General features: G+C 59.7%; 18 protein-coding genes. 6 read left to right on the top strand and 12 right to left on the bottom strand.

Going from position 1 to position 20,313, the window contains the following annotated elements; genetic code table 11:
- Positions 1-24 precede the first annotated feature (24 nt).
- Both AAE029_RS11890 and AAE029_RS11885 read left to right on the top strand, forming a co-directional pair.
- Positions 25-666: a DUF1007 family protein gene (locus tag AAE029_RS11890; RefSeq protein WP_371073046.1), complete on the top strand. Its 642-nt coding sequence runs from the start codon at positions 25-27 to the stop codon at positions 664-666.
- A complete protein-coding gene (locus AAE029_RS11885) occupies positions 660-1,745 on the top strand; it encodes a nickel/cobalt transporter (RefSeq protein WP_371073045.1) in 1,086 nt (361 codons plus the stop codon). The genes AAE029_RS11890 and AAE029_RS11885 overlap by 7 nt, the downstream gene beginning before the upstream one ends.
- A gap of 12 nt (positions 1,746-1,757) precedes the next feature.
- Here the strand turns inward: AAE029_RS11885 and AAE029_RS11880 are convergent, their stop codons facing one another.
- From AAE029_RS11880 to AAE029_RS11865, 4 genes are all read right to left on the bottom strand, one after another.
- A complete protein-coding gene (locus AAE029_RS11880) occupies positions 1,758-1,973 on the bottom strand; it encodes a hypothetical protein (protein ID WP_371073044.1) in 216 nt (71 codons plus the stop codon).
- Entirely contained in the window at positions 1,970-2,662 is a 693-nt protein-coding gene (locus tag AAE029_RS11875) for a GNAT family N-acetyltransferase (protein ID WP_371073043.1), read from the bottom strand. The genes AAE029_RS11880 and AAE029_RS11875 overlap by 4 nt, the downstream gene beginning before the upstream one ends.
- A 77-nt stretch (positions 2,663-2,739) precedes the next feature.
- Complete coding sequence (locus AAE029_RS11870) at positions 2,740-3,444, bottom strand: tellurite resistance TerB family protein (RefSeq protein WP_371073173.1); 705 nt, start codon at positions 3,442-3,444, stop codon at positions 2,740-2,742.
- Between the two features lie 90 nt (positions 3,445-3,534).
- Positions 3,535-4,173, bottom strand: coding sequence for a 2-dehydro-3-deoxy-phosphogluconate aldolase (locus tag AAE029_RS11865; protein WP_371073042.1), 639 nt, complete (start codon positions 4,171-4,173; stop codon positions 3,535-3,537).
- A gap of 156 nt (positions 4,174-4,329) precedes the next feature.
- On the opposite strand from AAE029_RS11865, the gene AAE029_RS11860 reads away from it, so the two are divergent.
- From AAE029_RS11860 to AAE029_RS11850, 3 genes are all read left to right on the top strand, one after another.
- Positions 4,330-4,818, top strand: coding sequence for a CYTH domain-containing protein (locus AAE029_RS11860; RefSeq protein WP_371073041.1), 489 nt, complete (start codon positions 4,330-4,332; stop codon positions 4,816-4,818).
- Entirely contained in the window at positions 4,796-5,704 is a 909-nt protein-coding gene (locus tag AAE029_RS11855) for a CHAD domain-containing protein (RefSeq protein ID WP_371073040.1), read from the top strand. Before AAE029_RS11860 ends, AAE029_RS11855 begins: the two co-directional genes overlap by 23 nt.
- Positions 5,705-5,932: 228 nt before the next feature.
- Positions 5,933-6,877 (top strand): rhodanese-related sulfurtransferase, encoded by a 945-nt coding sequence (locus AAE029_RS11850; RefSeq protein ID WP_371073039.1) that lies wholly within the window; start codon positions 5,933-5,935, stop codon positions 6,875-6,877.
- Between the two features lie 260 nt (positions 6,878-7,137).
- Here the strand turns inward: AAE029_RS11850 and AAE029_RS11845 are convergent, their stop codons facing one another.
- The 7 genes from AAE029_RS11845 to AAE029_RS11815 form a co-directional block, all read right to left on the bottom strand.
- Complete coding sequence (locus AAE029_RS11845) at positions 7,138-9,351, bottom strand: EAL domain-containing protein (RefSeq protein ID WP_371073038.1); 2,214 nt, start codon at positions 9,349-9,351, stop codon at positions 7,138-7,140.
- Between the two features lie 207 nt (positions 9,352-9,558).
- The gene (locus AAE029_RS11840; protein WP_371073037.1) at positions 9,559-10,932 is read right to left on the bottom strand and encodes a GH1 family beta-glucosidase; all 1,374 of its coding nucleotides are present in this window, start codon (positions 10,930-10,932) and stop codon (positions 9,559-9,561) included.
- A gap of 152 nt (positions 10,933-11,084) precedes the next feature.
- On the bottom strand, positions 11,085-12,272 hold the full coding sequence (locus AAE029_RS11835) for a Gfo/Idh/MocA family protein (RefSeq protein ID WP_371073036.1): 1,188 nt from the start codon (positions 12,270-12,272) through the stop codon (positions 11,085-11,087).
- A gap of 175 nt (positions 12,273-12,447) precedes the next feature.
- On the bottom strand, positions 12,448-13,500 hold the full coding sequence (locus AAE029_RS11830; protein ID WP_371073035.1) for a sugar phosphate isomerase/epimerase family protein: 1,053 nt from the start codon (positions 13,498-13,500) through the stop codon (positions 12,448-12,450).
- A 252-nt stretch (positions 13,501-13,752) separates the two neighbouring features.
- A complete protein-coding gene (locus AAE029_RS11825; protein WP_371073034.1) occupies positions 13,753-14,700 on the bottom strand; it encodes a substrate-binding domain-containing protein in 948 nt (315 codons plus the stop codon).
- 197 nt (positions 14,701-14,897) lie between these two features.
- Complete coding sequence (locus AAE029_RS11820) at positions 14,898-15,908, bottom strand: ABC transporter permease (protein WP_371073033.1); 1,011 nt, start codon at positions 15,906-15,908, stop codon at positions 14,898-14,900.
- Positions 15,909-15,981: 73 nt separating this feature from the next.
- The gene (locus AAE029_RS11815) at positions 15,982-17,505 is read right to left on the bottom strand and encodes a sugar ABC transporter ATP-binding protein (protein WP_371073032.1); all 1,524 of its coding nucleotides are present in this window, start codon (positions 17,503-17,505) and stop codon (positions 15,982-15,984) included.
- A 167-nt stretch (positions 17,506-17,672) separates the two neighbouring features.
- On the opposite strand from AAE029_RS11815, the gene AAE029_RS11810 reads away from it, so the two are divergent.
- Positions 17,673-18,704, top strand: a complete 1,032-nt coding sequence (locus AAE029_RS11810; protein ID WP_371073172.1) for a LacI family DNA-binding transcriptional regulator — start codon at positions 17,673-17,675, stop codon at positions 18,702-18,704.
- A gap of 170 nt (positions 18,705-18,874) precedes the next feature.
- On the opposite strand, the gene xylA is transcribed toward AAE029_RS11810, so the two are convergent.
- Positions 18,875-20,185: a xylose isomerase gene (xylA, locus tag AAE029_RS11805; protein WP_371073031.1), complete on the bottom strand. Its 1,311-nt coding sequence runs from the start codon at positions 20,183-20,185 to the stop codon at positions 18,875-18,877.
- Positions 20,186-20,313 lie beyond the last annotated feature (128 nt).

The following is a 20,313-nucleotide window of genomic DNA, read 5'->3' as shown; positions in this document are numbered from 1 at the left end:
TCAGATTCGCGGTAACCGGGACCCATGAGAAAACCCACTTTCCTGCTGGCCGGGCTGGCGTTGCTTGTGCCCGAATTTGCCCAAGCTCATCCGCATATCTTCGTGGAGGCGCGGCTCGAGGTCGTGGCGGGGCCGGATGGCAACGTTCAGGAATTTCGCAACGTCTGGCGATTTGACGAGGTCTTCTCTTCCTCCGTGGTGATGGATTTCGACAAGAACACGGATCTGAAGCTTGAGCCCGGCGAACTGGCCGATGTCGGCAATACGGTACGCGATTCGCTGGTCGACTACGGCTATTACATGAATCTCGCAGTGAACGGCAAAATTGTCAGTGTCCAGAAACCAGACGTGATCCATGTCGATTACAAGGACGGACAGCTTCTGATGTTTTTCGCGGTCAAGCCGGCAGAAGCGATACCGCTGAAGGGCAGGCTCGATTTCGGAGTCTACGATCCGACGCTCTATACCTCCATCGATTTCCCGACCGATGGCGACCTTGCCATGATCGGCGACGGCTTCAAGGCCTGCAAGCACAAGGTCGTACGACCGGATCCCGATGAGGTCATCGCTGAAAACCGCACCTCGCTGACGGACGCCTTCTTCAACGATCCGACCGGCACCAACATGACCAAGCTGTTCGCCACGAAGCTGGAGCTGACATGCTGAGGCGTCCTTCCTTCAGCATCTTCTGCGCGGCCGCCCTCACGCTGCTCGCCCTCATGAGCGTGGCCCATGCGCAGTCGCCTCTCGGGATAGGATCGGCAGAACCGAGCTTTCAGCCGACCGGCGGCCCGCTTGCTCCTCTCTTTCTCTATGTGAACTATGAACAACAGGCTTTCTACCGCGCTCTGACAGGCGCACTCAGGGCGATGCGCGAGGATCCTTGGCAGCTCTCCTCGCTGATCGGCCTCTCCTTCGCCTATGGCGTCTTCCATGCCGCCGGCCCCGGTCACGGCAAGGCGGTGATTTCCTCCTACATGGTCGCCAACGAGATCGAGCTCAAACGGGGCGCTATCATCTCCTTCATCTCCGCCTTCGTTCAGGGGGTTGCCGCCGTGGCGCTGGTCGGTGGGGCCTGGCTGGTGCTGCGCGGCACCGGCATTACGCTCACGGCAGCGACGAATGCGATGGAGATCGCAAGCTTCGTCATGGTCATCCTCTTCGGCTGCTGGCTGCTTTTTCGCAAGCTGCGCTCGATGCTCCTAACAGAATTGCCGCGCCGTCATGTGCTGGCGACGCCGGCTGGTTCTGTCAGCATGATGCTCGACTGGACGGAAAACGAAACGCGCCGGCAGAGCTCCGCCTTCGCTTTCAACGGCAGGGCTCATGCGGTCGAGGTTGGCCATAGCTTCGTTCCGGGCATGGTCTGCGAAACTTGCGGCAACACGCATATGCCGGATCCCTCGTTGCTCGGCGCCGACAAGTTCAGCATCCGCGAGGCCTGGTCGGCGATCATCGCCGTCGGGCTGCGCCCCTGTTCCGGTGCACTGCTGGTGATGACCTTCTCACTGTTGAACGGCCTTTATCTGGGCGGCATTCTTTCGGTGATCGCCATGTCGCTTGGAACGGCTATCACGGTCACGATTCTCGCAACGCTTGCCGTCACCGCCAAGGGTGCTGCGATGCGCTTTGCCGGCCGGGGATCGACGGTCTCCGTCTGGGTCGGTAATGCTATCGAACTTCTCGGGGCCTTGCTGGTGATCTGTGTCGGCGGATTGCTGCTCGGTGCTGCACTGCAGGGGTGAAGGAGCAGTCAGCTATTTTCCTCTGTGTCGCTGAAAGCGTGCCCTGAGCCAGAATACGGCGAAGAACGTAAGTATCAGGCAAATGCCGACTGCAATGGCGAGCGCCGGCGAGAACTTGCCGATCCACAGCACGATTGTCGGCAGGAAATAGATGGTAAGGCCTGCGCCAAGAAGAATGATGGCGGCGGCGATCGCTTGCGAACGGCTTTCGGATTTCGGGCCGTTCATACCAGCCTTTCCTTTTCAAGATCGGCCCGCAGCTCCTGCAGGCGACGGATCTGCCTGCCTTCGGCATCGAAATTCTCAGGGGAGAGCCAGGCCTCGAACGCTTCTTTCAGCACCGGCCATTCGGCATCGATCATGGAAAACCAGGCCGTGTCACGGTTCTTGTGCTTCGAGATCATATGCTGGCGAAAGACACCTTCGAATGTGAAGCCGTAACGAAGGGCAGTCGTCTTGCTCGCTTCGTTCTTATTGTCGCATTTCCATTCGTAGCGGCGATAACCGAGATCGTCGAAGACGTGTTTGGCCATCAGATAATGCGCTTCGGTGGAGAGAGGCGAGCGCTTCATATCCGCGCCGTGGGCAACACCTCCGACTTCGACGACGCCATTGGCCGGATCGGCCCTCATGTAGTTCGCCATGCCGACGATCTTGCCGGTCCCGTTGTCATGGAAGACATGGGTAATCCAGCCTCCTTTGGCGGCATTTGCCAACCAACGGCCGAAGTCCTCGATCCCGGCGAAATCGTCCTGGCTGAAATAAAGCAGCAACGGATTGATGCCCATGCCGCCGAGCCCCTCCCAGAGCGCTTCGAGGTGTTTGTCCCTCTCATACGGCTCGACAGTGACAAAACGGCCCTTCAACGTGACCGGCTTTGGCGCCGGGCAGCCCTTGAAATTCGACAGATCGCGCATGCATTTCTCCTGATGCAGGAGAAATGGCTTAGGCCAGCCGCCTGCGAAAGGCAACCGGCCAACGCGTCACCGTGACATCAAACCTTGGCGGCCGAAACCGTCGCCTCGATATGGTCGACCAGCGCGTCGGCAAGTCCGAGACGGCCGGCGAGCAGATCGAGATAGCCGCGCTCGGCCCGTGAATCCGGCTCGATTGCAAGCCGGGAAGCCGTGTAAAGCTCAACGCGCTGCTCCTCTGTCCTTGCGGCAGCGACCAAAGCATCGATATCGGTGGGTGAAGCCAGTTCTTTTTCTATAAAAGCTTCTGCCTCGCTGCCAATGCCGGACGCTGTGATCTTGTCCATGATATGAGCGCGTTCCGTGCCGTCGACGTGGCCATCGGCCTTGGCGGCGGCGATCATCGCGCGGACGAGCGCCAGCGCGAAATCATTGCTGGTCGTCTCGGGGCTTGTGCTGAAACCCGAATCCGAAGGCGCAGGCAGGAGAACGGGATTGGAGGATGGCGCATTCGACGGGGATGCGGGCGTCTGGCCGGCCTGATAGTTCTTGTAGGCCTGATAGCCGAGACCGGCGATGGCGGCAAGACCGCCGAGCGTCAGCGCGTTGCCCGCCAGGCCGCGCCCTGTCTTGGTTCCCAACAGGACGGCGGCAATTGCACCGGTGGCCAACGGATTGCTTTTCGCCATCTGCACGGCGTCGCCCGCCCTGTCGCGGACCGAGCCGCCCACGCCCGGCACCTGTGAACCCAGGAACTGATCCAGAAGTTTCCTCGCATCGATCATCATCTTCTCCCTGTTTTGAGATCGGAGAAGAACATAGGAACGCGACAGTGCGAATACAAACCAGGCGGAACTGCGCCGCGGCGGGGACGATCAAGCCTCGAGCGCTGCCGCTTCCGATGCAAGCCTGGTGATTTCGGCCCAATTGCCTGCGGAAACCAGCTCCTTCGGCGCGACCCATGAACCACCGACGCAGATGACGTTCGGCAACGAGAGATAGTCATGGGCGTTCTTCAGCGAAATGCCGCCGGTCGGGCAGAACATCGTGCCGGCGAGCGGCGAGGAAAGTGCTTTCAGATAAGCGGCCCCGCCGGCCAGTTCGGCTGGGAAGAATTTCAATACGCTGTAGCCCTCCTCGCGCAGCGCCATGACCTCGCTTGCGGTGGCTGCACCCGGAAGCAGCGGCACGGACGAGGACTTGGCCGCATCAAGCAGTTCCTGCGTCGTGCCGGGGCTGACGATGAATCTGGAGCCCGCCTCGACGGCGGCATCGAACTGGGCGGCGTTAAGAATCGTACCGGCGCCGACTTCAGCCCCTTCGACCTCCTGTGCCACCGCCCGCACGGCATCGAGAGCCGCGGCGGTGCGCAGCGTGATCTCGATAGCCTTCAGGCCGCCGGCCACGAGCGCTCGGGCAAGGGGCACGGCCGACTTGGCATCGTCCACGATAAGGACGGGCACCACCGGCTGCAGTTTCAGGATGGAAAGAAGCTTTTCGGTTTTCTCGCCCATAATCGGCTCCGCTGAAACGATTGAAATCTGCGCTTCGAATAGCGTTCATCGTCGTACTTGTCGAGACAAAACCAAGCCGCGAAAAACGCGGGTACCCAATCCGTTTGAGTTACGCTAGTCTGGCTAGGACAATCAAAAAAGGTATGTTCGAAGTCCATGGCAAAAGAGATCGAACGAAAATTCCTTGTCAAAAACGACGGTTGGCGCCAATTCGCGACAGGGAAATCGACCCTGCGCCAAGCCTATCTGGCCTCCCTGGATGACCGGTCCGTCCGCATTCGTCTCGTCGACGGGACCAAGGCCAAGCTGACGATCAAGATCGGCAAGAGTGCGATCACCCGGGACGAATTCGAATACGAGATTCCCTACGCGGATGCCGAGGAACTGCTCGCCAGCGCAATGGGAATTGTTATCGAAAAAACACGCTACCATGTTCCCTATAAGGGCTTCCTCTGGGAGGTCGACGTCTTTGCCGGACATCACCGCGGTCTCGTTATTGCCGAGGTGGAAATGCAGGACGAGACCGACAATCCCGAACTCCCGGGATGGTTGGGTCGCGAAGTCACGGGAGATTTCCGCTATTCCAATCAGGCGCTGGCAACCCAATTTGAGCATGATCGGCATGGCGTATCGCATACGGCCTGACAAAGATTTCACCAGTGAATTCCGTAACGCCGCCGAAGGGGAATTGCGCGAAGCGATCGACTTGCTCGAGCAGACGCCAAAGGGCATTCACGAGGCCATCCATGATGCACGCAAGAACATCAAGAGGCTGCGTGCCCTTTATCGCCTGATTGCAAACGCCGAGCCGGCGTTCCGCAAACGGGAGAATGCGCGGCTTCGCGATTCGGCAAGGTCTCTGTCGACCGTACGTGATGCCGAAGCATTGGTGGAGACCTGCCGGTATCTTGGTGAGAATGCACGCTCCGAGGAGGAAAAAAGCGCGCTTCAAAGAGTAATGGACATCATGGTCGCCCGCCGCAATTGGCTTGAAGAGACGGAGCGGGAATTGCCGGAACAGATGAAGATCGTCGTCGGCGCCCTCCTTGGAGCCATCGATGCTCTTCAAGCAGTCTCCTTCGATCAACGCCGCCGACATAATGCGCGCATGCTTGAAAAGGCCTGGCGAAAGACCGGTCGGAATCTCTCTGCAACACTGGCGAAATGTCACGGTGAAGCGTCAGAGGAAACCTTTCACGAATTGCGCAAGCGCATGCAGGACTACCGCCACTATCACTCGCTGCTGCGCGACATATGGCCGAGCGCCATGCGCGCGCGCCGAAGCACCGCCAAGGAACTTGCCGAGATCCTCGGCCACATCCATGATTTTTCCGTCCTGTCGGCACTCGTCAACAGCGAGCCGCAACTCTTCACGCGCAACGACGACCTCGCCTTCCTGCTGGACGCGCTCATCTTCCATGAGCAGAAGAGGCGCAAAGAGGCTCTGGCCGTGGCGGAAGAATTCCTGGCCGAAGATTCCGACCGGGAAGCCGCCCGCATCGGGCTTCTCTGGCTTGATGCCGCAAATTGAAAATCGGGCTTTGCGGCCATCTTCCTACTGCCTGTTTCCTTAAATCGGAACCGATTTAAGGATAAAACATGCAGCAATTGAAAGTGCTACAGCGATCTTAGTGCGTCTGAAAAGACGCACGGCGCTGTAGTGCGCGATTTCGTGACTTGTCAGCATCATCAGGCGTTCTGAATATATCAAGTCATGACGCCGATTGCGCAGAAGGCCGCGAGATTGTATTTGCAGCCCATGACAGACGCACCCTACCAACCACGCTCCGAAGCGACCGGCCCGTTTCTTGTGGCCGCGCTCTACCAGTTCGTGGCCTTTCCGCGTTTTCGGGAATTCCGGGATCCCCTTCAGGCGATATGCGACGCCAATGGCGTGAAGGGGACGTTGCTGCTGGCGCATGAAGGCGTTAACGGCACGATTGCGGGCCCTGCGCAGGGCATTGCCACCGTACTCGCCTATCTTCGCGCGCAGCCGGAATTTTCCGGGCTCGAGCACAAGGAAAGCCACGCGTCGAATATGCCCTTCCTGCGCATGAAGGTGAAACTCAAGAAGGAAATCGTCACCATGGGGGTCGAGAATATCGACCCGACCAAGGTCGTCGGCACCTATGTAGCACCCAGGGACTGGAATGCGCTGATCTCCGATCCCGACACGATCGTGATTGATACCCGCAATGACTACGAGACGGCGATCGGCGTCTTCAAGGGAGCCGTCGATCCCAAGACCAAAACCTTTCGCGAATTCCCCGAATGGGTGAAGCAGAACGCGGGCCTGCACAACAAGCCGAAGATCGCGATGTATTGCACCGGCGGCATTCGCTGCGAAAAGGCGACCGCCTTCATGAAGGAGCAAGGCTTCGACGAGGTTTACCATCTCAAGGGTGGCATCCTGAAATATCTCGAAGAGGTCCCGCCGGAAGAGAGCCTTTGGGAAGGCGCCTGCTTCGTCTTCGATGAGCGCGTTTCCGTCGAGCACGGATTGAAGGAAGGCAACCACCGGCTCTGCCACGCTTGCCGCAATCCGATAACCGTGGAAGAGGTGACATCCCCCTATTACGAGGCCGGTGTTTCCTGCAGCAATTGCTACCACAGTCGCAGCGAAGAAGACCGCCGGCGTTATCGCGAGCGCCAGCACCAGATCGCGCTTGCCAGGAAACGTGGACAACAGCACATCGGAAGTTAAGGTACGCCTCTCTCCGCCCTCATCCCTGTGCTCGTCACAGGGATCCAGCAGCGCCGTGTCCACGGCGCGAGAGACTTGCTTTTTGCGATGCCGACGGATGAGTGGAGGCCTCCTTGCCCGGCCCCCACAACAACCTATTGCGAAAAGTCGATCGACTGACATGAGTCTTTTCGCCGTGCAGACGCTCGGCGGCTGGATTCCTGTGACAGGCACAGGAATGTGTAGGGGAGCGCCCCCCCGCCAGACAACTGCCGTTGACATCAGGCGGCGCTGAAGTGGCCTGAGTTCCGCTTTTCGGCCGTTGCGCGCTGGATGTCGAGGCGCCGTGTGATCTCTTCGGCGGACATCGGCTTGCCGAAGAAATAGCCTTGGAGTTCGTCGCAGCCAAACAGGCGCACGACCATGCCCTGTTCTTCGGTTTCGATGCCTTCGGCCGTAACTGGAATGTCGAGAGAGCGCGCGAGCGCGACGGTCGCCTGCAACATATCGCGGGCGCGCTTGCCATCGAGAACATCGATGATCAGCGATCGGTCGATCTTGATGCGGTCGAAACCGAATTGGCGCAGGTAGCCGATTGACGAGAAACCCGAACCGAAATCATCGAGCGCGATCTTGACCCCGAGCGCCTTCAACCGCTCGATCGATTGCCTGGTCCGCACCGGGTTCTGAATGATGTAGCCCTCGGTGATTTCGAGCGTGACCCGTTCAGCCCCGATTTCGGTCTGCTTCAGCACGGAGCGAACGTAATCCGCAAAGGCCGGATTGCGGAATTGTCCCGGCGATACATTGACGGCTATCCTGAGTTCCGGCCAATCCCGCGCGGTCTCGCATGCCTTTCTGAGTACGAAGAGGCCAAGCGCCTCGATCAATCCGCTCGTCTCGGCGATCGGAATGAAGACCTCCGGCGAAACAGGGCCGTAACCCGGTCGGTTCCACCGGACGAGCGCTTCCACACCGATGATCTCATGGCTCGCAGCGTCCACCAACGGCTGATAGGCAAGCGTCAGGCCGCCGTTTTCGATCGAATTGCGCAGATCGAGTTCGAGCGCGTTGCGATCCTCGCGATTGGCATCCATCGACGTGTCGTAGACGGACATGCGCGCTCGACCGGCTTCCTTTGCCTTGTACATGGCGAGGTCGGCACGGCGCACCAGTTCCTCGCGCGGAACCATGCCGCCGAGCGAGGTGGCGATGCCGATGCTCGCTCCGACAACGACGATGCGGCGCCCGATCTCGATCGGTTCAGCGAGAAAATCCAGGATCTGCTCGGCCAGATGCAGGGCGGCAGCATTGGTTTCCTTCGAACAGAAGGCGATGGCGAATTCGTCACCGCCTATGCGGGCAAGGATCGCATCCTCGGGGATCAGCACCTTCAGACCGGCGGCGACCCCTCGGATCAGCTGATCGCCGGTGCCGTGCCCATAGGAATCGTTGACCTCCTTGAAACCATCGAGATCGAGATAGAGCAGCAGCACATTGCCTCTATTGATCCGAGCGGCATTGACGAGATTGTCGAGGCCTATGCCGAGGCCTTCACGATTCATGAGGCCACTGAGCCGGTCGCGCAATGCCAGCGCCTTCGCGTTCATCTCCTCCGCCTTGAGGCGCCGCCCGGCGAGCCAGCCGATGATAAACAGCACGACGAAGAGAAGCCCGACAAGGCCGATGGCCTGGATGACCAGCGGACGCACCTGGTCGTAACCGACATCCCCGGGTAGCCGCGAGTTCCAGACCAGTTTGCCGATAGTCTTGAAGGAGGGATCGGCGATGGAGACGGAATAAGTGCTCTCGAAATTCGGCGGCACCAGCCTCAGCCCGGTGATCACATAGGTCGCGGCGAGTTCAGCCACTTTGTCATCGAGGTGCCGGGCGAAGATGAGGTAGCGGCGCTGCCCGGCCGGAACGGAAAACGGGACCGATTTTTGCCGCACGAGCGCCGCGCCGACGGCCGCTATACCGGCCTTTGTCGTCATGAAACTCGTCGCCTCGGGCATTTCGCCTGCGCCGGCGGCCTTGACCCGGTCCAGCAGTGTCCAGAGCGCCGGGGAGAAGAAATCCGAAATCGGATCCTCCATCGGCTTGCCGTCGCGATAGGCAATCACTGTTCTGTTCTCGTCGTCGACGACAATTGCCATGTCGAACAGCGAACTGTTGACGGACGCCTCGCCATAGTTGCTGATGGTCCATTCCATGCCGTCTGCAGCATAGACGTAATTGGCGGCGTCGTCCCACGCGGCGTAGTCATTGAGCGTTGCGGCGAGCTGCTGCTCGAAGGTTTTCAGGGCGCCGGCGGTCGTTTCGCGCGAACGCTCGTCATCGAGCTTGTTCGAGTAATCCGCAACCCGGCCGACCGCAGTCAGCACCATGATCGTCACCACCGCCACGACCAGCGCAAAGGAAATCAGGACGCCCGTCACGGTAGTGTGGCGACCTAGCCCTGCTCCTTGCTGAAATAACTTTGCAACCGCTGGCATCCACCACTCCCGCATCGTCCGATTGTGGCAGAAAAGGGTTCAAAAAACGGTTAAGGACGGCAAAAAATAGCGATTTATCGATATTTCATTACGGGGGCACAGGACAAAACAGAATTGCATCTTCCCGCAATGCGGGAAGTAGCTGATTTTCCGAGAGTATCCAGACTATATGGCCTATGGGTCGCCGACTTCCGGCCACCTGAAGTTTCAGCCGCTCTTGTGGTTTCCTTTCGGGAATTGACAAGCCAATTCCCGATACCATTTGCCGCTCTTCTTGATCGTCCGGACCTGCGTGTCGTAGTCGACGTGCACGAGACCGAAGCGCATGCGATAGCCTTCGGCCCATTCGAAATTATCCATCAGGCTCCAGGCGAAATAGCCACGCATCGGATAGCCGTCCTCGATGAGATCGGCGACGACGGAGAGGTGGTCGCTGTAATAGTCGAGGCGCGGCTGGTCATCGATCTCGCCGTTTTCGATACCCATGTTGTAACAGGCGCCGTTCTCAGTGATATAGCAATCCGGAAGCCGGTAGCGCTTGTAGAGATCCTCCACGAGGAGCTTCAGGCCCGGCGCATAGACTTCCCAGCCGATATCCGTCTTCACGTCGCTAGCCGGCGGTGCCTCCACGGTCCAGGGGAAATCGCCTTTCTTTTCCGGATCGTCGTGAACACGGTCAGGTTTGTAATAATTAAGGCCCCACCAGTCGAGTTTCTGGCTGATGAGCTTGAGATCGCCATCCTCTATCTTCGGCATGCGACCGCCAAGAGCGGCGACAAACTCTTTCGGATACTCGCCTTTGAAGACCGGATCGAAAAAGGCTCCGTTGTGGAACTGGTGAGCACGTTCGCCGGCTGCCATGTCGGCAGCGCTCTCAGAGCCCGGGATGATCGAAGACGCATTTAAAACGAGCCCGACTGGCACGTTGGGCGCCTCTGCGCGGATCGCCTCGACGCCGAGGCCGTGGGCGAGATTGAGATGGTGCATGGCATGGAGCGCTGCTTCCATGTTGCGCTCGCCTGGGGCATGAATGCCATAAAGGTGGCTCAGCCAGACGATGCACCAGGGCTCATTGAAGGTGGCGACGGAATCGAGGCGATCACTAAGCCGGTTCATCACGACCTTGACGTAGCGCTGATAGGCATGGGCCGTCGAACGCGCCGTCCAGCCACCGTCGCCCATCAGCGTCAACGGCAGATCCCAATGGTAGAGCGTCGCAAAGGTCTTGATTCCGCGCGCCTTGCACCCGTCGATGAGGCGATCGTAGAAATCGAGCCCGGCTTCGTTCACCGGTCCCGTGCCATCAGGAATGATGCGCGGCCAGGCGATGGAGAATCGATAGGCTTCGACGCCCATCTCCTTGATCAGATCGAGATCCTGCTCCAGCCGATTGTAGTGATCGCAGGCGACGTCACCGTTGTGACGATGGTAGACGCGGCCGGGCATGTTGCAGAAGGCATCCCAGATGGACGGCTTGCGACCGTCAACCCTGGTAGCGCCCTCGATCTGGAAGGCGGCGGTCGCCAAGCCGAAGGTGAAGTCACCCGGAAAGCGGGCTGCAAGTATCTTCGGATCGATCATGATTTCCCCCGTCTCTGATTGAAGGCCGCTTTGATTGGCGGCGGTTTAAACCGAGAGAAATACCGTTGTACAGAGCAGAGATGTCAAAACTGCAACGTTGCAGCTTTAATTCGGACAAAGGCGGCGAATGTCCGCCGCCCTTGTCCGACGGATTACAGCTTCACCCAGGCTCCGTTCTTCTTCGACGAAGCAACACAGGCTTCGACAAAGGCCACGCCCTTCACGCCGTCGTCGACGGTCGGGTAGACCACGCTCTTGTCGGCTTCCTTGCCCTTCTTGCGCGCGTTGATGGCATGTGCAGCCTCAGTATAGATCGTCGCAAAGGCTTCGAGATAGCCCTCCGGATGGCCGGATGGAACGCGGGAAACGCGGGCGGCCGCTGCCCCTGCCCCGGCGCCGTTGCGGGTGATCAGACGCTTCGGCTGGCCGAACGGCGTATACCAGAGATAATTCGGGTCGGCCTGAACCCATTCGAGACCGCCCTTGGTACCATAGACACGGACCTTGAGACCGTTCTCATGGCCGGGCGCCACCTGGCTGCACCACAGCATTCCTTTAGCCGGCTTCTCTTTGCCCTTCGCCTTGAAACGCAGCATGACATGCGCGTTGTCGTCTAGCCGGCGGCCTTCGACGAAACTGTCGAGATCGGCGGCAAGGCTGTCGAGCTCGAGGCCGGTGATGAAGGAGGCGAGATTATAGGCATGCGTGCCGATATCGCCGGTCGAACCGCCGACACCGGACTGCGCCGGATCGGTACGCCAGGCGGCCTGCTTCTGACCGGTCTGCTCGATCGCCTCGGTCAGCCAGTCCTGCGGATACTCGGCCTGAACAATGCGGATATCGCCGAGTTCGCCATTGGCGACCATCTCGCGCGCCTGGCGTACCATCGGATAGCCGGTGTAGTTGTGCGTCAGGATGAAGAGCGCACCGCTCTCGTCGGCAACCTTCTTCAGCTTCCTGGCATCGGCCAGGTTCGAGGTCAGCGGCTTGTCGCAGATGACATGAATGCCGCGGCGCAGGAATTCCTTGGCCGCGTCGTAGTGCACGTGGTTCGGCGTGACGATCGACACCGCCTCGATGCCGTTCTTCAACTTGGCTTCACGGATCGCCATCTCGCGATAGCTGGAATAGGTGCGCGAGGAATCGAGACCGAGATCGCGGCCCGACGCGATCGCCTTTTCCGGCGAAGCCGAAAGCGCTCCTGCGACAAGCTCGTACTGGTCATCGAGACGGGCGGCCATGCGATGCACCGCACCGATAAAAGCGCCGGCGCCGCCGCCGACCATGCCGAGCCGGATACGCGGCTCGCGGGTCTGTTCCGATGATGCTTCGATTGCCATGAAAGTCTCCCGAATTATTGAATTTGGTGCGGAATGTGGCCCTCACCCGGCCATTCAGCATTCGCTATGCTCACCGCTTCACGTCCACCTCTCCCCGTTCCACGGGGCAAAGGGTCAGGCACGACCGTCCCCTCTCCCGCCTGCGGCAAATCTCTGAACAAGTGAGGGGCAAATATCAGAGTCCCAGCATCCTGCGGTTCGCGGCCTGATCCGTGCCGCCGGCGGCGAAATCGTCGAACGCCTTTTCCGTCACGCGGATGATATGCGCCTTGACGAATTCGGCACCTTCGCGCGCACCGTCCTCCGGGTGCTTGAGCGCGCATTCCCATTCGACCACGGCCCAGCCGTCGAAATCATTCGCGGTCATCTTCGAAAAGACCGCGCCGAAATCCACCTGACCGTCGCCCAGCGAACGGAAGCGGCCGGCACGGTTCACCCAGCCATGGTAGCCGCCATAGACGCCCTGGCGTCCGGTCGGATTGAACTCCGCATCCTTGACGTGGAACATCTTGATGCGGTCCTTGTAGATGTCGATGTTGTCGAGATAGTCGAGGCACTGCAGCACATAGTGCGATGGATCGTAGAGCATGTTGGCGCGGGGGTGATTGCCGACGCGTTCGAGGAACATCTCATAGGTGACGCCGTCATGCAGATCTTCGCCCGGATGGATCTCGTAGCAGACGTCGACGCCTTGAGCGTCGGCATGGTCGAGGATCGGCTTCCAGCGACGTGCGAGTTCGTCGAAGGCGGTTTCGACGAGACCAGCCGGCCGCTGCGGCCAGGGATAGATGAAGGGCCAGGCGAGCGCGCCGGAGAAAGTCGCATGCGCCTTGATGCCGAGATGCTTCGAAGCCGTCAGTGCCATTTTGACCTGATCGACCGCCCATTCCTGCCGCGCCTTCGGATTGCCGCGCACTTCAGGAGCGGCAAATCCGTCGAAGGCTTCGTCATAGGCCGGATGAACGGCAACGAGCTGGCCCTGCAGATGGGTGGAAAGCTCGGTGACCTCCACGCCGTTTTCACGCGCCTTGCCGGCGAATTCATCGCAATAATCCTTGGAGGTCGCCGCTTTCTTCAGGTCGATGAGCTGGCTTGCCCAGGTCGGAACCTGCACGCCCTTGTAGCCGATGTCGGCTGCCCATTTGGTGATCGCATCCCATGAGTTGAAAGGCGCGGTATCGCCTGCGAACTGGCCGAGGAACAGGCCCGGTCCTTTGATCGTCTTCATGTCAGAAATCCTCCCTGATTAGCGACCGTAAACGTTTATGGTAATCTTTAACACGCATTTCGGTGGGAGCAGCGGGCCTCCACTTACTTGCGGCAAATGTGGCTGAAAAGCCGGAAGTCAAACCGTGAGCGAACTAAACATGCCTCACCGGCAGCTTCAAGAGGTACGTGCCGCATTTTCGCCCGCACGCAACCTCGAGACATGAAAAATGCGCCCATCCTTTTCGGAATGGGCGCAATCGCGATCAAATGATCAGAACGGAGAATCCGGGAAGTAGAAGTCCTTGGCATTATCCTTGGTTATGAGAGTCGCATCGAGGATGTAGTTGCCGCGGACCGGAACCTGGTCATAGAGACCGGCGGCCGTCAGTTCCATTGCCGTACCCACCATTGCCGGCGGATAGAGAACGTCGACCGGGATCAGCTTGTCGCCGTCCATGACCTTCTTGACCATGTCCTTGGAGCCTGCGCCAGCAACGACATACTGGATGTCGGTACGCTTGGCCTGCTCGATAGCCTGCAGCACGCCGACAGCCATGTCGTCGTCCTGGCACCAGACGACGTCGATCTTCGGGTACTTCGTCAGGTAGTCCTGCATGACCTTGAAGGCGTCGTCGCGGTTCCAGTTGCCGTACTGGCGGTCGAGAACCTTGACGTTCGAACCGGCGATGCCCTTGTCGAAGCCGTCCTGGCGCTGCTGGTCGATCGGGATCGGCAGGCCGCGGATGACGACGACCTGCGCGTCCGGCGTCTGTTTGGCAATGTACTTGCCGGCGACTTCGCCGAGTGCCGGATTGTTGCCGGCTACGTAGAGGTCACGCACCGAGTCGTCGTTGGTCGACGGCGCGCGGTCGACGAGTGCGACGAACTTGCCTTTGTCCTTGATTTCCTTGATCGCGTTAACGAGCGGATCCGGATCCGACGGCAGGATGACAAGCGCGTCGATTCCCTGCGTATCAAGGTCCTGCACGGCATTTGCCTGCGTTGCGGCATCAGGCGAGGTCTTGACGATGACGTTCAGGCCCGGATGCTCTTCCATCAGCTTCTTGGCCACGCGTTCGGCATGGAACACGACACCTGCGGTCCAGCCGTGATCGGCAGCCGGAATGGATACGCCGATGGTGAACTTCTGGTCCTGCGCGTATGCGGTGCCCGCAAGGGTGACTGCCGCAACCGCAAGACCCAACATGAGTTTGCGCATGCTATTTCCTCCCAACAAAACTTCAGGGACTTTCCTACCCGTGAACCGGACGCCCTGTGAACCCGGCCAATCCTGGAGCCGGATGATTTCAGGTCGAATCGACCTGAAATCTGAATCCGCCTCTAATTCAAAAGTCAGTAGCGGGATGTCGCCCGAAAACCGCGCACACTTTCGGCATCCCGCTCTAAACCGGTCCGTTACGATTTGCGGACCAGCGAGCGCTGCACCAGCATGGCGATGATGATGATCGCACCCTGGATCGCACCGATGAGATATTCGCTGATGAAATTCGAAAGCAGCATGATGTTGCCCACGAGCTCAAGAATGAAGGCGCCGCAGATTGTGCCCCAGACGCGGCCGGCGCCACCCTTGAGCGCCGTGCCGCCGACGACGACGGCCGTGATCGCCTGCAGTTCCCACAGAATGCCTGTTGTCGCCGAGGTCGAACCGAGGCGCGGCACGTAAAGCAGCACGGCGATCGCCACACAGAGGCCCTGGATGACGAAGGCGATGGTACGCACGCGGTTGACGGCAATGCCGGAATAACGGGCGACATCACTGTTCGAGCCGACCGCCACGACATGGCGACCATAGCGCGTGCGGTAAAGAATGAAGGCAGCGACGGCAGTGACCAGCAGGATTACGACGATCGGAACCGGCACGCCGAGAATATTGCCGAAATAGGCCGGACGATAAAGCGTCTGGATTTCCGGCGAGCGGAGCGTGATGGCACCACCCTGCGAAAGCCAGGTCGTCAGGCCGCGATAGATGCCCATCGTGCCGAGCGTCGCGATGAAGGGCTCTATCTTGCCGACCGTGGTGATAAGCCCGTTTGCCAGACCACAGAGCGCCCCGGCAATGATCGTGAAGACGACCGCCACGACGAGCATCATTGCCGGATCGGTAATGATGGCGGAATTGATCAAGAGAATCATCAGGCTCGCCACGAAGGCGACCATCGAGCCAACGGAAAGATCGAGGTCGCCCGCCGAAATGACGAAGGTCGCGCCGACGGCGATGATAGCGATGAAGGCGCAGCGGGTTGCGACATTGGCGAGGTTGGTGATGCCGATGAAATTCGGATTAACCAGCGCCCCGACGATCAAGAGCAGGATCAGTGCCGCAAAGGGAGCCACAGCGCGCAGGTCGATATCCCGCCAGGAACGGCGCCGGATCTCGCGGGTCTCCTTGTTCAAACTCGTATCCAAAACAACCTCCCCGACCCCATTCTTCTGGGGCGTCTCGTTGAACCACGTGCCGAAGGACGCCTGCCTGATTGCCTCAGGCCGCCCTCTTCTTCAGCCCCGCGGCATATCGCATGATTTCCTGTTCGGAGATCTCCTCACCCTCCAGGATGCCGACGATGCGCCCTTCGCGCATGACCGCCACCCGGGTGCAGAGGCCGATGACTTCAGGCATTTCCGACGAGACGACGATGATCGACCGCCCGTCGCGCGCAAGCGCGGAAATGAAATGATAGATCTGTTGTTTGGTGCCAACATCGATGCCGCGCGTCGGCTCATCGATGATGATGATCTGCGGCTCGGTTTCCATCACTTTCGCCAGCAGCAGCTTCTGCTGGTTGCCGCCCGACATTCGCCCGGCGATGATATTGGCGTCGCGGACGCGGATATCGAAACGCCGCTTCGCCTTGGCAAGTGCTTCGGCCTCGCTGTTCGGGCTGAGGTAACCGTAGCTGACATGCTGGCCGAGTGACTGCAGCGTGAGGTTCGTCACCATGTTCGAGCGCAGCAGCAGGCCTTTCGACTTGCGGTCCTTCGTCATGTAGGCAAGCCCGGCGCGATTGGCGGCATGTACGTCGCCCGAGCCAACCGTTTCGCCCTTGATGACGACCTCGCCGGAAAGCCGCGACCGCAGGCCTGCAATCGCCTCCATCAGTTCCGTACGGCCGGAGCCGATCAGGCCCGAGAAGCCTATGACTTCGCCCTTGCGGACCTCGAAGCTCGCATCCTGCACATAGCCGGTCGAAACGGAGTTGACGCGCAGCACCACTTCCTCGTCGACATCGGGCTCAACCTTCGTCGGGTACAGGCTGGAAAGCTCCCGCCCGACCATAAGCTGAGCGATGGATTCGCCATCGAGCATGGACGTCGGCGCCGTCTTCACCCATTGGCCGTCACGCAGGACGGTGACACGGTCCGTGAGTTCCATCACTTCGTCCAGCTTGTGCGAGACGAAGACGAAACTTGTACCCTTGTCACGCAACCTGCGGACCTGTTCGAAGAGGATGTTGGTCTCCTCGCGCGACAGCACCGCCGTCGGCTCGTCCATGAAGACGATCCGCGCATCGCGGCTGATCGCCTTGGCGATTTCGACCATCTGCTTGTCGGCGATCGATAGCGTGCTGATGAGAGCGTCTTCGTCGACATGCGAGCCAAGCATGTCGAGCACGCGACGCGTTTCCTTGCGCATGTATCCCCGGTCGAGCACGCCAAAATGCGTGACCTCGCGGCCAAGGAAGAGGCTTTCGGTGACCGTCAGATGGTCGGCGAGGTTGAATTCCTGATGGATGATGACGATGCCGAGCGCTTCCGCTCCACCATTCGGCGGCAGGATGATCGGCTCGCCATCAAGGAGGATTTCTCCGGAAGTCGGCTGTTCGAAGCCGGAAAGGACTTTGACGAGGGTGGATTTGCCTGCGCCATTCTCGCCCGTCAGGGCATGAACTTCGCCGGCACGCAGATCGAAATTGACGCTGAAGAGGACCTGAACGCCGCTGAAGGATTTGCAAATTCGCTTCGCGGACAGCACCACCGGCGCAGTCTCTGCGGTATCCAGAGTCATTATTCCCTCCCTGCGGCCCCCGACCGCTGACCTCCTATGTAAACCTTTACATACCCTATGTAAAGGTTTACATAATGGAAATGCACAGGTCTGTCGCAAGCCCGGCTTTGACGGATCGGCGAGTCTGTGTAGTGTCGCGGCGAAGACAGCCCATGGCAGAGCCCCCAGTGTCGAATTCCACGCCCGCAACGATCGAAGACGTCGCCCGGCTCGCCGAGGTTTCCATCGCCACTGTATCGCGCGCGATCCACACGCCGGAGAAAGTCGCCAACTCCACGCGGCTCAAGGTCAACCAGGCAATTGCCATCACCGGCTATACGACGAACGCCATGGCGCGCAGCCTGCGCCTCGGCCGGTCGAACATGATTCTCGTCGTCGCACCCGATATCGGTGATCCGAATTTCTCCAATATTCTCGTGGGCTTGGAGAATGAGGCGCGCGCGCATGGCTATGGCGTCCTGATCGGCCATACGCAGAACGATGCCCAGCGCGGCCTCGAATACCTGAAGTTTTTCAATTCGAACCAGGCCGCTGGCCTCATTCTCTTTACCGGCATCCTGCCTTTCGGCCACCAGACGATGACGGCAAGGCTCCCGCCAAGCGTCGGCGTGTTCGAGCCGGTCTTCAATGGCGGCATTCCCTATGTCGGGGTCGACGATACGGAGGGGGCGCGCAAGGCCGTGGACCTTCTGATCGCCGAGGGCCATCGCAAGATCGCCTTCATCGGTGATTCGCGTACGCGTCTTGCCTATACGCGGCGCCGCCAGGGCTATGACGCCGGGCTCGATGCCGCGGGCGTAGCCAAGGATACGCGGATCGTGCTCGAAGGCGACGGCACCATCGAAAGCGGTCGCCATGCCGTCGAGCAACTCTTCATGCGCGATACGCTTCCGACAGCCTTCATGTGCGTGAACGATCAGACAGCGATCGGCGTGATGATCGGCCTCAGTGCCCGCGGCTACGACATTCCCCGCGATTTCTCGGTCACCGGCTTCGACGATGTCCCGCAGGCCGTCTTCATCAGCCCGTCGCTGACGACCATCCGGCAACCGCGCACCGCAATCGGCAAGCAGGCCATGGCCCTGCTTCTGGAACTGCTGTCAGACGGTCAGCCGGCCGAGACCGAAATCCTGCTGCGGCCGGATCTCGTCGTGCGCAATTCGGTCTCGGCTCCGCCGCGCAACTGGCAGAATCGCTAAAGCCTGTTGCGTGAAGATGGGCTCACGCGACAGGCTTTAGTTTGTTGTTTTCATGCATGTCGTTGCCGCAAAACCGCCGCACACTTTTGCGCGACATGCATTAAATTCCCCATGCAAAAAAGAGCCGGGAAGCTTTCGCTCCCCGGCCCTCTTCAGAAATCACAGCCACATCAAACGTAGCGGTTGACGATATTTTCAAGCAGTTCCTGCTTGCCGGACTTCGGCTGCGGATTGACATCCTTGCTCTCGACCCAGTTGGTGATCTCTTCCAGCGAATACTCGCCGCGGAAGAGCTTTTGTCCTTCGGCCGAATCCCAGCCGGCATAGCGGTCTGCGAGCGGCTTGGAGAGAGCCTTGTCCTCCATCATCCTGGCGGCAGCCTTCAGACCGCGGGCGCAGCAATCCATGCCACCGATATGGCCGATCAGCAGGTCTTCCGGATCGAGCGATTGGCGACGCAGCTTGGCGTCAAAGTTGGTGCCGCCGGTCTTGAAGCCGCCACCTGCCAGAACGTGATAGTAGGCGAGCGCCATTTCCGGAACATTGTTCGGGAACTGGTCCGTATCCCAGCCGGACTGGTAGTCGTTGCGGTTCATATCGATCGAGCCGAAAATGCCGAGAGCATTGGCAAGTGCGAGCTCGTGCTCGAAGGAATGGCCGGCAAGGATCGCATGGCCCTGCTCGATATTGAGCTTCACTTCGTTTTCGAGTCCATGCTTCCTAAGGAAGCCGTAAACCGTGGCGACGTCGTAATCATACTGGTGCTTGGTCGGCTCCTGCGGCTTCGGCTCGATCAGGATCGTACCCTTGAAGCCGATCTTATGCTTGTATTCGACGACGAGATTGAGGAAACGACCGAGCTGGTCGAGCTCGCGCTTCATGTCGGTGTTGAGCAGCGTTTCGTAGCCTTCGCGGCCGCCCCACAGGACATAGTTCTCGCCGCCGAGCTTCTGGGTCGCGTCGATGCAGGTCTTGACCGTCGCCGCCGCGAAAGCAAAGACCTCCGGATCCGGATTGGTCGCAGCACCCGACATGTAGCGGCGGTTCGAGAAGAGGTTTGCCGTACCCCAGAGGAGCTTGACGCCGGTGTCGGCCTGCTTCTTGGCGAAGTAGTCGACAATCTCGTTGAGGTTCTTCGTGTTCTCGGCAAAGTTCTTGCCTTCCGGGCGCACGTCGGCGTCATGGAAGCAATAGAACGGCGTGCCGAGCAGCTGGAAGAATTCGAATGCGACGTCAGCCTTCAGCTTGGCGGCCTCCATCGTTTCGTTGAACCAGGGACGCAGGAAGGTCTGGCCACCGAAGGGATCGCCGCCCGGCCAAGTGAAGGTGTGCCAATAGGCGACCGCGAAGCGCAGATGGTCTTCCATGCGCTTGCCGAGGACGATCTCGTCGGGCTGATAATGGCGGAAGGCCAGCGGATTGGTGCTCTCCGGCCCTTCATATTTCACTTTCTGGATGTCGCCGAAAAATCCGGTGCTCATCTGATGTCCTCCTTTGAGGGTTGATATTCGTGTTTGTATTCCGTCCCAGCGGACGAAGAAGCGCCGCGCCAACCGCACGGCCGTCCCCTCTCCCCGCCCGCGGGGAGAGGCTAGGGTGAGGGGCAAGC

The sequence above is a fragment of the Sinorhizobium sp. CB7 genome (assembly GCF_041357635.1).
Classification (GTDB): domain Bacteria; phylum Pseudomonadota; class Alphaproteobacteria; order Rhizobiales; family Rhizobiaceae; genus Rhizobium.
Note: the sequence above shows the minus strand (reverse complement) of the source record. Positions and strands in the feature narration are given on the sequence as shown.